Annotated in this window: 15 protein-coding genes, 4 tRNA genes and 1 pseudogene; 2 read left to right on the plus strand and 18 right to left on the minus strand. The window is 63.2% G+C overall.

Annotation, left to right across the window (positions count from 1 at the left end; all coding sequences use genetic code 11):
- Positions 1-303 precede the first annotated feature (303 nt).
- From AC1DWA_RS24360 to AC1DWA_RS24415, 12 genes and pseudogenes are all read right to left on the minus strand, one after another.
- The gene (locus AC1DWA_RS24360; RefSeq protein ID WP_042951226.1) at positions 304-996 is read right to left on the minus strand and encodes a hypothetical protein; all 693 of its coding nucleotides are present in this window, start codon (positions 994-996) and stop codon (positions 304-306) included.
- A gap of 111 nt (positions 997-1,107) precedes the next feature.
- Positions 1,108-1,656, minus strand: a pseudogene (rplA, locus tag AC1DWA_RS24365) (50S ribosomal protein L1); the annotation flags it as partial.
- Between the two features lie 109 nt (positions 1,657-1,765).
- Positions 1,766-2,200: a 50S ribosomal protein L11 gene (rplK, locus tag AC1DWA_RS24370; RefSeq protein ID WP_003941896.1), complete on the minus strand. Its 435-nt coding sequence runs from the start codon at positions 2,198-2,200 to the stop codon at positions 1,766-1,768.
- Between the two features lie 66 nt (positions 2,201-2,266).
- Complete coding sequence (gene nusG, locus AC1DWA_RS24375) at positions 2,267-3,103, minus strand: transcription termination/antitermination protein NusG (protein WP_003942049.1); 837 nt, start codon at positions 3,101-3,103, stop codon at positions 2,267-2,269.
- Between the two features lie 84 nt (positions 3,104-3,187).
- Positions 3,188-3,691: a preprotein translocase subunit SecE gene (gene secE / locus AC1DWA_RS24380; RefSeq protein ID WP_020968963.1), complete on the minus strand. Its 504-nt coding sequence runs from the start codon at positions 3,689-3,691 to the stop codon at positions 3,188-3,190.
- Between the two features lie 31 nt (positions 3,692-3,722).
- Positions 3,723-3,795 (minus strand) — tRNA-Trp (locus AC1DWA_RS24385).
- Between the two features lie 173 nt (positions 3,796-3,968).
- On the minus strand, positions 3,969-4,394 hold the full coding sequence (hadB, locus tag AC1DWA_RS24390) for a (3R)-hydroxyacyl-ACP dehydratase subunit HadB (protein ID WP_003941909.1): 426 nt from the start codon (positions 4,392-4,394) through the stop codon (positions 3,969-3,971).
- Positions 4,381-4,935 carry a (3R)-hydroxyacyl-ACP dehydratase subunit HadA gene (gene hadA / locus AC1DWA_RS24395; RefSeq protein WP_019744315.1) on the minus strand — a complete coding sequence of 185 codons (555 nt, stop codon included), beginning with the start codon at positions 4,933-4,935 and terminating at the stop codon, positions 4,381-4,383. The genes hadB and hadA overlap by 14 nt, the downstream gene beginning before the upstream one ends.
- 86 nt (positions 4,936-5,021) lie before the next feature.
- Positions 5,022-5,189 (minus strand): 50S ribosomal protein L33, encoded by a 168-nt coding sequence (gene rpmG / locus AC1DWA_RS24400; RefSeq protein ID WP_003941903.1) that lies wholly within the window; start codon positions 5,187-5,189, stop codon positions 5,022-5,024.
- A 61-nt stretch (positions 5,190-5,250) separates the two neighbouring features.
- A tRNA-Met gene (locus AC1DWA_RS24405) sits at positions 5,251-5,323 on the minus strand.
- A gap of 45 nt (positions 5,324-5,368) precedes the next feature.
- Positions 5,369-5,441 (minus strand) — tRNA-Thr (locus AC1DWA_RS24410).
- 312 nt (positions 5,442-5,753) lie between these two features.
- Positions 5,754-5,836: transfer RNA gene (locus AC1DWA_RS24415), tRNA-Tyr, on the minus strand.
- Positions 5,837-6,060: 224 nt separating this feature from the next.
- Between AC1DWA_RS24415 and AC1DWA_RS24420 the strand changes: the two genes are divergently transcribed.
- Complete coding sequence (locus AC1DWA_RS24420) at positions 6,061-6,552, plus strand: YajQ family cyclic di-GMP-binding protein (RefSeq protein ID WP_003941854.1); 492 nt, start codon at positions 6,061-6,063, stop codon at positions 6,550-6,552.
- Between the two features lie 70 nt (positions 6,553-6,622).
- Here the strand turns inward: AC1DWA_RS24420 and htpX are convergent, their stop codons facing one another.
- Together htpX and AC1DWA_RS24430 are read right to left on the minus strand one after the other, a co-directional pair.
- Positions 6,623-7,486 carry a zinc metalloprotease HtpX gene (gene htpX / locus AC1DWA_RS24425; RefSeq protein ID WP_029254860.1) on the minus strand — a complete coding sequence of 288 codons (864 nt, stop codon included), beginning with the start codon at positions 7,484-7,486 and terminating at the stop codon, positions 6,623-6,625.
- A 135-nt stretch (positions 7,487-7,621) separates the two neighbouring features.
- The gene (locus tag AC1DWA_RS24430) at positions 7,622-8,671 is read right to left on the minus strand and encodes a polyprenyl synthetase family protein (protein ID WP_477917145.1); all 1,050 of its coding nucleotides are present in this window, start codon (positions 8,669-8,671) and stop codon (positions 7,622-7,624) included.
- Positions 8,672-8,775: 104 nt separating this feature from the next.
- On the opposite strand from AC1DWA_RS24430, the gene AC1DWA_RS24435 reads away from it, so the two are divergent.
- Entirely contained in the window at positions 8,776-10,038 is a 1,263-nt protein-coding gene (locus AC1DWA_RS24435; protein ID WP_370627643.1) for a geranylgeranyl reductase family protein, read from the plus strand.
- A 55-nt stretch (positions 10,039-10,093) separates the two neighbouring features.
- Here the strand turns inward: AC1DWA_RS24435 and AC1DWA_RS24440 are convergent, their stop codons facing one another.
- The 4 genes from AC1DWA_RS24440 to menD form a co-directional block, all read right to left on the minus strand.
- A complete protein-coding gene (locus AC1DWA_RS24440) occupies positions 10,094-10,792 on the minus strand; it encodes a demethylmenaquinone methyltransferase (RefSeq protein ID WP_003941879.1) in 699 nt (232 codons plus the stop codon).
- A 37-nt stretch (positions 10,793-10,829) separates the two neighbouring features.
- Positions 10,830-11,975 (minus strand): glycosyltransferase family 4 protein, encoded by a 1,146-nt coding sequence (locus tag AC1DWA_RS24445; protein ID WP_024487303.1) that lies wholly within the window; start codon positions 11,973-11,975, stop codon positions 10,830-10,832.
- Between the two features lie 68 nt (positions 11,976-12,043).
- Positions 12,044-12,487: a DUF3592 domain-containing protein gene (locus AC1DWA_RS24450; RefSeq protein WP_020968960.1), complete on the minus strand. Its 444-nt coding sequence runs from the start codon at positions 12,485-12,487 to the stop codon at positions 12,044-12,046.
- Positions 12,484-14,097: a 2-succinyl-5-enolpyruvyl-6-hydroxy-3-cyclohexene-1-carboxylic-acid synthase gene (menD, locus tag AC1DWA_RS24455; RefSeq protein WP_020906813.1), complete on the minus strand. Its 1,614-nt coding sequence runs from the start codon at positions 14,095-14,097 to the stop codon at positions 12,484-12,486. Before menD ends, AC1DWA_RS24450 begins: the two co-directional genes overlap by 4 nt.
- Positions 14,098-14,129: the final 32 nt, after the last annotated feature.

Below are 14,129 nucleotides of genomic sequence, written 5' to 3' on the forward strand. Positions count from 1 at the left end.
AATCAGCGTAACGATGCAACGCAAAGCAGTGCATAACCAGGCAAACTGTAGAACCACTACATCAAGCTATCCCCCTACCTCGTTCACCTACGTGGGCCGCCGGGCACTCCCGGACTTTCAACCACACTCATTACTGAGTGCAATCACCAACGGTCTTGGGTAGAACATGATTTTGGGGTGAAGTTCATATCCAGCACTGAACTCCGCGTCGAAGACTACCTGACTACTCGCTGCATAACCAAATCGGCCTCGTCACGCAGCTGGTTTCTTCAAGCACCCGGTTTCTTCAAGCACCCGGTTTCTTCAAGCACCGATGGCCCTGGCGATCTTGTGTTCGATCTCTGCCCGAGCTCGGTCCGGCAGCACCAGCAGCCCGTCGAGTTCCTTGTGAGCCTTCCGATACGCACTCTGACGTTCCTGTGGCGTCGCGCCATCGTCCATGGCCAGGCGCAGCAGACGTTGCGCCCTTACCAGGCGCTCTTGTTCGTCGAGGGTGAATCCGCTCCGTCGGCGACGCTTCGCCTCCGCTTCCGCGATCTCGAAGGCGATCGAGTAAGTGTGCACCGCCTCGCGGTACTCGGTTTGCGCCTGCTGGTTACCGATCATCGTCTCCGGATTGCCTGGACGGAGCAGATCGGCACGATATTTGGCTCGATGAAAATCGGCCGTCAAAGGCTCACGCATGTCCGTCATCATCGGAGTGTCGAGCAGTGTGACCGGATCGAGCTCGTACGAGAACCATCGGGCGTCGACCGCATCGTGCTGCTCGATGGCCTTGGCCAGCTCTCGGCGTTGTGTTTCTTCGTCGGCGTGATGTTGTGCGTTGGCCTGCGCGATGGCGACCTTGGTCTCCTGCTTGAGCCGGAAGCGCTCTTGCCGGCGCTCGATCCGCCTTTCGTTGGCAACCGCGACACCTTTCAGCGCCCCACCGATGGTGCCGCCGAAAACGAAGATCAGCCACCAAAAGTTTCCGAGGAACTGGAACGCTTCGTGCATACCCCGATGATGCCACCGTTAGATCGATACCACCGTTGGACCGATACCACCGTTGGACCGATACCACCGGCAGGGATCACCCTCTCCCGAAACAGACAAGAAGGCCGGCAGGGAGTGATCGAACGATGCCTTGCCGATGACGAAGTGCAGGTTGGCCTGCTTGTCGACGCGGAAGTTGATCTTTCCGCCCTTGATGTCGTTGACAGCCTTGGTGACATCCGCCGTGACGGTGCCCGTCTTCGGGTTCGGCATCAGGCCACGCGGTCCGAGGACACGGGCGATGCGGCCGACCTTGGCCATCTGATCAGGAGTCGCGATTGCGGCGTCGAAATCGACCCATCCACCCTGGATGCGCTCGATCAGGTCTTCTGCACCGACTACGTCAGCGCCTGCAGCCTCGGCTTCTGCTGCCTTCTCGCCAACAGCGAACACGATGACGCGAGCGGTCTTACCGGTGCCGTGGGGCAGGTTGACCGTTCCGCGGACCATCTGGTCAGCCTTACGGGGGTCGACGCCCAGACGAACTGCAACCTCAACGGTTGCATCCATCTTGGTGGACGACGTCTCCTTGGCGAGCTTTGCAGCCTGAAGCGGGCTGTAGAGCTTGTCTGCGTCGATCTTCTCAGCGGCGGCGAGGTACGCCTTGCTGCGCTTTGCCATTTGTTCTGTCCTTACTTATCACTGCAGCGAATTACCTGTGCAGTGGTGAATGGTTCAGTTGTGGTCGGGGCCTGGCCGGCCCTCCCACGTAGTGCTGTGGAGCGGACTATTAGCCCTGGACCGTGATGCCCATGGAACGAGCGGTGCCGGCGATGATCTTCGCGGCCTGCTCGATGTCATTGGCATTGAGGTCTTCAGCCTTGGTCTTCGCGATTTCGCGCACCTGATCCATGGTCACCGAGGCAACCTTGGTCTTGTGCGGTTCGCCGGAGCCCTTGGCGACGCCGGCTGCCTTGAGGAGCAGCTTGGCGGCGGGAGGGGTCTTCAGCTTGAAATCGAAGGTCCGGTCTTCGTAGACCGAGATCTCGACCGGCACAACGTTGCCGCGCTGGGACTCAGTCGCCGCGTTGTAGGCCTTGCAGAACTCCATGATGTTCACGCCGTGCTGACCGAGCGCGGGACCCACGGGAGGTGCAGGGTTAGCCTGACCTGCCTGGATCTGCAGCTTGATGAGCCCGGCGAGCTTCTTCTTCTTTGGGGGCATCTCTAGTTCCTAGTTTCTAGCTTGGGTGTGTGTCTTGCGTCGAACAAATTGCAAGTTTTGGGGTGGTCAGATCTTCGCGACCTGGTTGAAGTTGAGCTCAACCGGGGTTTCACGACCGAAGATCGACACGAGAACCTTGAGCTTCTGCTGCTCGCCGTTGACCTCGCTGATGCTGGCCGGAAGGGTTGCGAACGGGCCGTCCATGACGGTGACCGACTCGCCGACCTCGAAGTCGACCTCGATGAGGGGCTTGCCGAAGGACTCGGACGGTGCCTCGCCTGCTGCGACGGCGGCCGCTGCAGCCTGCTGCTTCTTCTGCTCCTGCTGCGGGAGCAGGAACTTGACGACCTCGTTGAGGGTCAGCGGCGAGGGACGCGACGTGGCACCGACAAAACCGGTGACGCCAGGCGTGTTGCGCACTGCGCCCCACGACTCGTCGTTGAGCTCCATGCGAACGAGGATGTATCCGGGCAGAACCTTGCGATTGACCTGCTTGCGCTGGCCGTTCTTGATCTCGGTGACCTCTTCGGTGGGAACTTCCACCTGGAAGATGTAGTCACCGACGTCGAGGTTCTGAACGCGAGTCTCGAGGTTGGTCTTGACCTTGTTCTCGTAACCGGCGTACGAGTGGATGACGTACCAGTCACCCGGGGCGCGACGCAGCGCAGCCTTGAGTTCGGCAACGGGATCCTCGACCTCGAGCTCGGCGGCGGGAGCGGCCTCGTCGGAGTTCTCGGCATCGTCGGAGATGACGTCCTCGGTCGCTGCAGCGTCTGCATCAGTGCCTTCGGCAACGTCTGCATCGGTGCCTTCGGCAACCACGACGTCTACTTCGGCTGCCGCCTCGGCAGAAACACGCTCTTCGGCCAAAGCCTCATTCGTGTCGTTCTCGGGGGTGCTCACTGGGGCACTCGCTTCCTCTCGTTACTCGGACCCGGGTCGGGTCTTGTCGCGCTCGCAGGCAAAGACGCCCGACTGCTACGGCGATCAGCCGAACAGCCAGGTGACACCCTTGATCACAGCGATATCGACGCCGCTGATGAAAGCGACCATGAAGACCACGAACGTCAGCACGACGCTGGTGTAGGTGATCATCTGCTTGCGGTTCGGCCAGATGACCTTACGGAGTTCTGCGATGACCTCGCGGAAGAATTTGCGCAGGCGCTTGAAGATGTTGTCCTTCTTCGCCTTGGGCTTCTTGCCGGGGTTCGTTGCAGTCGGCTTGGCCGAAGATGTCCGGGATGCCGTCCGGGCCGGAGTCTTCACGGTGGACGCGCTGACCGAGGCGCCGCGTGCAGCGCGCTTGCCGGTCGGCTTGTTGGAAACCCCACTGGATGCGGAGGGAGCCTTCTCGGCACCGTCCTTGTCCAACGACAGATCGGAACGCGTAGTCGCGTCAGCTGCAGTGTCGTCGACACCGGTCGAATCGGCAGACGTTGAAGTCTCCGCATCCGAAGTGTCGGCGTCGCGCTTGGCGCGCTCCTCGCTCACGTCGTTCCTCTCAGTCGCTGGCATCCGGGGGCAGGGGCGACAGGACTTGAACCTGCAACCTGCGGTTTTGGAGACCGCTGCTCTGCCAGTTGAGCTACGCCCCTTTGGTTGACATCGACAGGTGGACCCTGCCTGAATCAACCGTTCTGCGATCACACAACATACGCGCTACCCGAGGTGAATGTCTTGCAACATTCAGGGCAGCGCGCAGCGCTGAGGAATCCCAGAAATCTCAGTGTACTTCAAAGCCCCGGAACAAACACAATCCGCCCTGCGATCAGGCTAGACGGACCGTGGCGGTGGCACGACCGAAGATCTTCTTACCTTCGGACTTGGCCACGATTGCCAGTACTGCGGTCTTGCTTTCTTCGTCGATCGACTTCACCTTGGCGGTGAACTCGATCTCGGCAGCCTTGTCGGCTGCCACGATCACCGGGCTCGTGAACCGTACGTTGTACTCGGTCACTGCGCCCGGATCCCCCAGCCATTCGGTGACGTAGCCGGCACCGATGCCCATGGAGAGCATGCCGTGCGCGACGACGTCCGGCAAGCCGGCAAGTCGTGCGACCTCGTCACTGAAGTGAATCGGATTGGGATCTCCCGAAACACCCGCGTAGTTGGCGAGGTTTCCACGCGTCAGGGTGACGGACTTCTCGGGGAGAAGTTCGCCGACACTCACGTCGGAAAATTTACGAAGCGACATGCATCATCACGTCCTTGACTGCGTGGGCGATGTTCTCGTCCACTTCCCCACCCGTTCGAGCAACAAGCGTTGTCCACGTGGTGACAACTGCTTCGTCGTTCTGATCGGTGATGATGTTCTTGGTCACGATGATGTCGCTACCTGCGGCCTGCCTGAACGAATCCAGGAAAACATCGCAGAAGAGTCGGTCACCGACCTGCATGGGCTTGTGCAGCACCAGTCGCTGATCGGTCTGAAGAATCTGACTCAAGTCGTAGCCTGTGACGATCTCTTCGAACAGACGTCGCTGAGCAATGGCACCCACGATGGCGACGAACGTAATGGGAGCAATCAGGCCGTCGTATCCGAGACCTTTGGCTGCCGATTCGTCGTAGTGCGCAGGATGCGCGTCCTGGACGGCGCGAGCGAACTCGCGCACCTTCTCGCGTCCGACCTCGTAGAAGTCTTCGACACGATAGTGGTGACCGACCATCTGGACGGCATGAGCGGCCGGGTCCGTAGGGACCTCGGCCGCTGCCTGGTTCTCTTGCAAATCTGTCACGCGGTGAGACTCTCTTCTAGCTAGGACCCGAAGACGCAGGCCCCGAGAGGGTCTTCCGCGAAAATCGTCGTCCTGTTAAGGACTTACTACTTCGACTCGCGATGCGACTGGTGGGTTCCGCAGTTGGGGCAGAACTTCTTGAGCTCCAGGCGATCGGGGTCGTTGCGCCGATTCTTCTTGGTGATGTAGTTGCGGTGCTTGCATACCTCGCAGGCCAAGGTGATCTTGGGCCGAACGTCGGTCGAGGAGGCCACGGGATGCCTTCTTTCGGGTGTATCTGATTACGAGCAATCAGGGTGGATCATGCATATTGTGTAGCGGTGACCGGACTTGAACCGGCGACGCAACGATTATGAGTCGTTTGCTCTACCAACTGAGCTACACCGCCTCGGTGTCGAGTGTCGCGCGGAAAGCACGGCACCACAATCCAGCGAGCCCCCTAACGGAATCGAACCGTTGACCTTTTCCTTACCATGGAAACGCTCTACCGACTGAGCTAAGGGGGCGTGGCTCAGGAGTGCGTTGCCGCTCTCTTGAAGCCTCCGAAAGATTACACACGAACGAGCGCCAGCACCAAATCCGCTGGTCATCGGGGCAAAAATGGTGCCGGAGCCCATTGTTGCACCGATCGGGGCCGCTGGCGAGGGCTTTGCGGGAACCAACTTGACCCCGCACTCCCCCGAAGCCATCCCCAGAAGCACTCCCGAGGCCCCTGAGCCGCAGCCGACGCCGGCGTCACCAACGCGCACCCGACCTCGGAACAAGCACAAAAAAAGTCAGCCCCGACTCTCGTAAAGAGAATCGGGGCTGACTTGGTGTGGCAGATGTAGGATTCGAACCTACGTAGGCATAAGCCGACGGATTTACAGTCCGCTCCCATTGGCCGCTCGGGCAATCTGCCGTGCTTGCACCAGGCTTCGATCCGGCGCATTCGCAAGTATATCGCGACGTGCGGCGGCCGAAAACGGCTTCCTCGGTGCGGTGAGAAGAATACAACGAACACACCCCCATTTTGCAAACCGGGTGGTAACGGGCGGTGCCGACCCGATAACGTCGAGGTGTCCACCGGTATGGAAGGTGGGCAGAACTCGATGTTCGTGAACTACCGGAAAGCGGGAGTGTGAAGTGGCTGATTCGTCCTTCGACGTGGTGAGCAAGGTTGACCGTCAAGAGGTGGACAACGCCCTGCATCAGGCTGCCAAGGAGTTGACCACACGTTTCGACTTCCGAAACACGGGAGCGTCGATCGAGTGGTCTGGTGAAGAGACGATCACGTTGAACGCCGACACCGAGGAGCGACTGCTTGCCGCCCTCGACGTGTTCAAGGAGAAGTTGATCCGTCGTGACATCTCGCTGAAGGCATTCGATGCCGGCGAGCCGGCGCAGTCCGGAAAGATCTACAAGCTGTCCGGAACCTTGGTCCAGGGCATCAGCAGCGAGAACGCGAAGAAGATCACCAAGAAGATTCGCGACGAGGGCCCCAAGGGCGTCAAGGCGCAGATCCAGGGTGAGGAACTTCGTGTGAGCAGTAAGAAGCGCGACGACCTCCAGGGTGTCATCTCCCTGCTCAAGGGTGAGGACTTCGGGATCGCCCTGCAGTTCGTGAACTACCGGTAGTAGGGGCTGCGCCCCTGTGCGCGGTTAAGGAGTCCTAGGACTACCTAACCGCGCACAGGGGCCGAAGGCCCTACATCCCGGCCATCTTCTCCAAACGCTCGATCCGGTCCGCCATGGGCGGATGCGTCGAGAACAGCTTGCTCACCTTGTCCCCCGCTCTGAAGGGGTTGGCAATCATCAGGTGGGACTGCGCCGCGAGCTTGGGCTCAGGCGGCAACGGCGCGGCTGCCACGCCCGACTCGAGCTTGCGCAGCGCCGACGCCAACGCCAATGGGTCACCGGTGAGCTCGGCTCCCGATTGATCAGCCTGATACTCGCGAGAGCGCGAAACGGCCAGCTTGACCACGGTTGCCGCGATCGGTCCCAGTAGGGAGACGAGCAGCAAGGCGATCGGATTACTTCCCTGCCCGTTCCCTCGGCCACCGAAGATGCTCGCGTACATCGCGAAGTTGGCCAGGCCCGAGATGACGCTGGCCATCGCGCCGGCCACGGACGAGATCAAAATGTCCCGGTTGTAGACGTGGGAGAGTTCGTGCCCGAGTACGGCGCGCAGTTCGCGTTCGTTCAGGATCTGCATGATGCCGCTGGTCACGCACACCGCGGCGTGACGAGGGCTACGACCGGTGGCAAACGCGTTCGGGGCGTTCGTGGGGCTGATGTACAGCCTGGGCATCGGTTGGTGCGCCGTCGTGGCGAGTTCGCGCACGATCCGGTAGATCGCCGGTGCCTCGACCTCGGTGATGGGCTGGGCGCGCATCGATCGAAGCGCCAGCTTGTCGCTGTTGAAGTAGACGTAGGCATTCATGCCGACGGCAAACAGAACGGACCCCCACAGAAGGAACGGGCTGTTGAACAGCGAGCCGATGAAGACGATCAGCGCCGACATCCCCACCAACAACCCGAATGTCTTCGCACCGTTCGCGTAGCCGTGCAAACTGCTCACCTCTTGCCTCGCTGGAGCCGAAGGCTCACCCGAACTCCCGGCGTATGCACCGGTTCTGTTCAGTCAACGAAGGACAGGGTCATCAGGGTTCCCACCCAGGGTCGTCAGGGTTTCACCCCAGGTGCGTCAGCCGACTCGTTCGATCGTGTAGTCCACGAGGCGCACGAGCGCTTCGTTCGCCGGTCCCTGCGGGAGCTCGGCCAACTGGGCCTTTGCCGAGACTGCGTACTCGCCCAGCTTTGCCTTCGCCTTGACCATGCCCGGCGAACGCTCGAGCAGTTCGAGAGCTTCTTCTACCAAAGCGTCTTCGGTGACCGGGCCCGCGAGCAGCTCCCGCAGGCGATCTGCGTCGGCTCCTTCTTCGCGGAACGCGTACAGGACGGGCAGGGTGTGGACACCCTCGCGCAGGTCGGTGCCCGGAGTCTTGCCGGACTGCGCCGATACGGAGGAGATGTCGATGATGTCGTCGGAGATCTGGAATGCGGTGCCGACGGCGTCACCCAGGCGCTCGAGGCGCTCGATGTGAGCTGCGTCGGCGCCGGAGAAGGTGCCGCCGAATCGTCCGGATGCAGCGATGAGCGAACCGGTCTTCTCCCACACGACCTTGAGGTAATGCTCGACCGGATCCTGTTCCTTCTTGACGCCGATCGTCTCGCGCATCTGGCCGGTGACCAGCTCGGCGAAGGTTTCGGCGATGATCCGAACGGCTTCGGGTCCGAGCGTCGATACCAGGCGTGATGCGTGCGCGAACAGATAGTCGCCGGCCAGGATCGCCACGCTGTTTCCCCAGCGGGCGTTGGCGCTGGGTGCTCCGCGCCGCATGGAGGCCTCGTCCATGACGTCGTCGTGATAGAGCGTCGCCAGGTGAACGAGTTCGGTGACAGTCGCTGCGGTGATGATCGACGGATCGTTCGGCACCGGTCCGAGTTGCGCGGTCAGGATTGTGAACAACGGACGGAAGCGCTTTCCACCGGCTCGCGCGAGATGCAGCGCGGCCTCGGTGAGGAAGTCTTCGCCGTCGGACAGCTCGCTGACCAACAACTCCTCGACATCGGAGAGTCCACCACGCACTACTGCGGCGAGCTGTTCGTCGCCCAGGTCGATGYCTGCAACGACGGTGCTCGATGCGGTTGYGTCGGCAGCAGTCTTTTCGGTGCTCACGATGTCAGTACCCATTCCTGTCGTCAGTGACGGCTCGGTTCCCACGGTAGTGAACCTAGCGGTTCGCACTCGGGACGGCCTCGCCACGGTGGCGATCGCGAGCCTGGGAAGATGTGAGTGTGTCCGTAGAAGAGCAGTCCCCCGTCGTCGATTCGCTTCCGACCGAAACCGACATTGTGGTCATCGGCGCAGGTCCCGCGGGTTCTTCGGCCGCGGCTTGGGCCGCCCGCAGCGGCCGAGACGTCGTGCTGGTGGACGCTGCCGTGTTCCCGCGAGACAAGACCTGTGGTGATGGACTCACTCCGCGCGCCGTGGCCGAACTGGATCTCCTCGGCCTCGGCGAGTGGGTTCGGTCACATACGACGAACAAGGGCCTGCGGTTGTCCGGCTTCGGACAAGAACTCGAACTCGAGTGGCCGGGGACGTCGTTCCCGCCGATCGGCAGTGCGATCCCCCGGACCGAACTCGACGACGCCATTCGCCGGTGCGCCGTCGAATCCGGCGCGGTCATGGTCGAGGGCACCAAGGCCGTCGACGTCGAACTCGACGGTGATCGAGTAGCCGCCGTCGTACTCGCCGGCCCCTCGGGACGCAGCACTCTTCGTTGCCGGACGCTGATCATCGCCGACGGCGTTCGCTCGACGCTCGGCAAGAAGCTGGGACGGCAGTGGCACCGGGACACCGCGTACGGCGTCGCGGCACGCGCTTACGTCGCGACGCCGCGCAGCGCCGACCCGTGGATCACCTCGCATCTGGAACTGCGGGACGCCGAGGGCACGTTGCAGGCGGGGTACGGCTGGATCTTCCCGCTCGGCACCGGCGAGGTGAACATCGGCGTCGGGACACTGGCGACGTCCAAGCGCCCGGCGCCGGGTGCTCTGCGTCCCTTGCTCGACTTGTACACCGACCAGCGCCGAACCGAGTGGCAGTGGAGCAGCGAAATTCATTCCGTCGCTTCGGCTTTGCTACCCATGGGCGGCGCCGTCTCCAACATCGCCGGACGCAACTGGGCCGTGATCGGCGACGCCGCAGCGTGTGTGAACCCGCTCAACGGTGAGGGCATCGACTACGGCCTCGAAGGCGGACGTCTGGTGGTCGAACAGCTCGGCGCCGACGACCTCACGGAGCTGTGGCCGACCGTGCTTCGGGAGCATTACGGGCAGGCGTTCTCGGTCGCGCGCCGGCTCGCAGGCCTGCTGACGGTTCCGCAATTCCTGCCCGCCTCGGGCCCGATTGCGATGCGCTCACGGGCACTGATGACGGTCGCCGTTCGGGTGATGGGGAACCTCGTCACCGACGCCGACGCCGATCTGACGGCGAAGGCATGGCGTGCGTCGGGGGCCGCGTCGAGAAAGATCGACTCCCGACCGCTGTTCGGCTGAGCAAGTGCTGTGCGCCTTTATTAACCGCCGGGGGTTGATAAAGGCGCACAGCAGTTCAGGCAGTGGCGTAATGCAGCGCCACGATGCCGCCGGTGAGGTTGCGCCACTTGACGTTCTTCCACCCGGCAGCCTCGATCTTGCGTGCCAACTCTTCCTGGGTCGGCCAGGCGCGGATCGATTCGGCGAGGTAGACGTAGGCGTCGGGGTTGCTGCTGACGGTGCGTGCGACCTGCGGGAGCGCCTTCATGAGGTACTCCATGTAGACCGTGCGGAAGGGCCCGAAGACGGGCGTCGAGAACTCGCTGACGACGAGACGTCCGCCCGGCTTGGTGACGCGGGCGATCTCGCGCAGTCCGGCTTCGAAGTCGGAGACGTTGCGCAGCCCGAAGGAAATCGTCGCGGCATCGAACACGTTGTCGGCATAGGGCAGGTACATCGCGTCACCTGCGACCATCGGAACTTTGCGCGAGATTCCGGCCTTGAGCATTCCCTTGGAGAAATCGGTGGCGACGCACCAGGCACCGGAGCGCCCCAGTTCGACGGTCGAGACTCCGGTTCCGGCGGCGAGGTCGAGTACCTTCTCGCCCGGCTTGAGGTCGAGGGCTTCGCGGGTGGCCTTGCGCCAACCCTTGTCCTGGCCGAAGGACAGCACGGTGTTGGTGAGGTCGTATCGCTCCGCGACGTCGTCGAACATCGACGCGACTTCGTGCGGTTGCTTCTCGAGAGTTGCTCGGGTTCCGTGTGTAGTGGCCACACCCGAAACGCTACCAACCCTCGGGCAGCGAAGGCGTTCAGGCTGCTCTGGCACCCGTTCGCCGCCCGAGGCCCTGCACGTCCTCGTAGTGACGGAGCAACTCTTCGCAGATTGCCGGCCAGGTCCGGTGCAGCACCGAGCGCCTCGCCGCGGAGCCGAACTGCACCCGCAGATCACGCTGACGAAGTGCGTCGACGGCGCTTGGCAGGAGTTCGGTGAACCTGTCCGTCGGCAGGAGGTAGCCGTTGCGGCAATGCGAGATCAGGTCACGTGGTCCACCGGCGTCCGGTCCGACGACAGGTACACCGCTCGCGAGGGCTTCCTGAACCGCCTGGCAGAAGGTCTCGTGCTCGCCGGGGTGAACGAATACGTCCAGGCTCGCATAGGCGTCGGCCAGCGCGGTACCGCCGAGTTGTCCGGTGAAGATCGCATCCGGCATCAGTCGTCGTAGGTTCTCGCGATCCGGGCCGTCTCCGACGATCACGATCTGCACGCTGGGATCGGCCGCCAGCACGGCCAGTCGCTCGACGTGCTTTTCGGGCGCGAGGCGACCGACGAAGCCGACCACCAACTGGTCGCTGTCGCCGATCCAGGACTGCCGCAACGCCGAACTACGACGCGAAGGCGCGAACCGTTGTGCGTCGACGCCGCGGGCCCATCGGTGCACGCGCGGAATGCCGTGCTCTTCGAGGGCGTCGACTGCCGACGTGGAGGGTGCAAGGGTCCTGTTGCAGCTCTTGTGGATTCGACGGGTCCACGCCCACGCGGCGCGACTGGTGACGCCGAGACCGTAGCTTTCGGCAAATCCGGCGACGTCGGTCTGGTAAACCGCGACGGTGGGTATCGCGAGCCGCTTGGCGACGGCCACTCCCCCGGCGCCGAGCAGGAACGGCGACGCCAGATGGACGACGTCGGGCGCGAAGGTCCGCACGGCCGTCGTCAGACGCGGTTGTGGCAGGCCGACGGGGAGTGAACTGACTTTGGGCACCATRACGGCGGGCACCCGAACCACCTGAACACCTTCGTGTTCGGTGGCGGCAGAGGTGTCGGATCCGACAGTGTCCGGCGCAATGACCATGGCGTCGTGGCCAGTGCGATCGAGGTGTTCGAGCACGCGTAGTACCGAGTTGGTGACGCCGTTCATGTTGGGCAGGAATGACTCCGCAACGATGGCTACTCTCACACCGAGAACGGTGACAGGGCCAGGAAAAGTCCACGTCATGTTCGTGTGAAGTTCCGGCGAAGCGCGAACTAACTCGAAGCGACCGGTGCCGATCCCGGAGCTCCCGCTTCCCGCTTGCGCAGGTACCAGATCGACGGTCCAGCCAGGAGCCACGTCACGACGATCACCGATCCCGCCGGGATCAGCGCCACCGTCGCGTTGCGTCCCGCTACCCGGACCAAATCAGGGTCGGCTTTGGAGTACTCCACCTCGATGCGTTGTCCCACAGTCAGATTGGTGGGGTAGAGCACGCCGAGTTCAGGGTTGTGATTCGCGCCGTCCGGTGTCACGAAGCTGATCGCCGAACGTAGCGAGCCTGCCGAGAGCACCTCGGCGGTTGCGGTCCCCATGTTCGATTCGATGGTCCGATCGTTGCGCCAGGCACCGAGAACCAGGATCACCGCGAGCACCGAAATGCCGACCGCAACCACGAGTACGCCGATGCGGAAGCGCCGCAGAACCGTTTGCGTCACAGCTGTGCTCGCACGGAAGCGTGGAGTTCGCGCAGTCCACTGCGATCTGTCGCGACTTCGAGCACACGAATGCCGTTTGCGGGTTGCGCCAGCGTCGTTGCCAGGGCGTCGACGGTGACGGCTGCGTGCGGCACGCGGTAGGCCGCGCACAGCGCAGCGAGGTCCATGCCGTGCGGTGTTCCGAACACTCGCTCGAAGACGCCGGCGTACTGCGGGTCGCCTTGTTCGAGGAGCTCGAAGATGCCGCCGCCGTCGTCGTTGGCCACGACGATGGTGAGGTCGCTCGGCCTCGGCTCACCGGTCCCGATCAGCAGCCCGGACGCGTCGTGCAGGAAGGTCAGGTCGCCCATGAGAGCGACGGTCCGGCCGCCCTCGTATGCCAGTGCGGCACCGACCGCCGCCGAGACGGTGCCGTCGATACCTGCGACCCCGCGATTGGACAGCACCCGCACGGCGGGCTTGGGATAGCTCACGAGGGCCGCGTCGCGAACGGGGTTGGACGCGCCGAGCAGAAGCTGGTCGCCGTCCGCGAGTGCATCCATCACGGCAGCTGCCACGTGCAGGCCAGTCGCTTTGGGGTGGGCGTCGAGTTGCTTGCGGACGGCAGTTTCGGCGTGTTCGGTCAGCGCGGCGCATCGAGCAATCCAGGCGGGATCGGGCGTCCCGGTGACCACTGCCCTGGTTCCCGTGGCGAGCACGTTGCCGGATACGTCGGGCCAGCGCGGCCCGGTGGTCAGCGCGTAGACGTCGACGCTCGGGTCGGCCAACACCTTCGAGACCTGACGATGCAACGTCGGGCGGCCGGTGATGATCGCCTGCTTGGGCTTGAGTTGCGAGAGCGCGAGTGGATGCAGTGCGATCCCGTGCATCGGAGCCGTCGGCTCGGCCACCGTCGGCAGTCCGGCCAGCTCAGGCCGAAGTGCGCTGCCGTGTCCGGAAATGACCACCGTATCTGCGGTGAGGTCCAGATCGACCGGAACATCGAGCGTCGCGTTCTGGGTGGTGGTCCAGGCTGCACCGCCTGGACGGCCCTCCGGAACCGGGCCATGGACGTGCACGTCCGGCACCAGCGGCTCTCGGAGCGGGATGTCGAAATGCACCGGACCCGCGTTTCCGGATCTGGTTCCGCGGGCAGCGGCGAGGACCCGGCAGACCGCCGAGCGCCACTGGCTGTTCTGCGTCGAATCGTCCTCGGCCAAGCCCAGGCTGATGGTTGCGCGAACCTGACTGCCGAAGAGCCCGAGCTGCTCGACGGTCTGGTTGGCGCCGGTGCCGAGCATCTCGTAAGGCCGGTTGGCGCTCAGGACCACCAGCGGCACTCGCGCGTAGTTGGCCTCGAGGACAGCAGGTCCGAGGTTTGCGACGGCGGTCCCGGAGGTCATCACGATGGGGACCGGTCGTTTCCCTGCGATTGCCAGTCCGAGTGCCAGAAAGCCTGCTGTCCGCTCGTCGATCCGCATGTGCAGACGCAACCGGCCGTCGAGATCGGCGGCCTGGAGGGCAAATGCGAGGGGCGCGTTGCGAGAGCCTGGACACAGCACGACTTCACGCACGCCACCACGAACCAGTTCGTCGACGACGGCTGTGGCTTGTGCAGTGGACGGATTCACGCCTTCAAGAGTGTCAGATGTTCGGGTGCAAG

It is taken from the genome of Rhodococcus sp. P4_F3_2 (genome assembly GCF_056401335.1).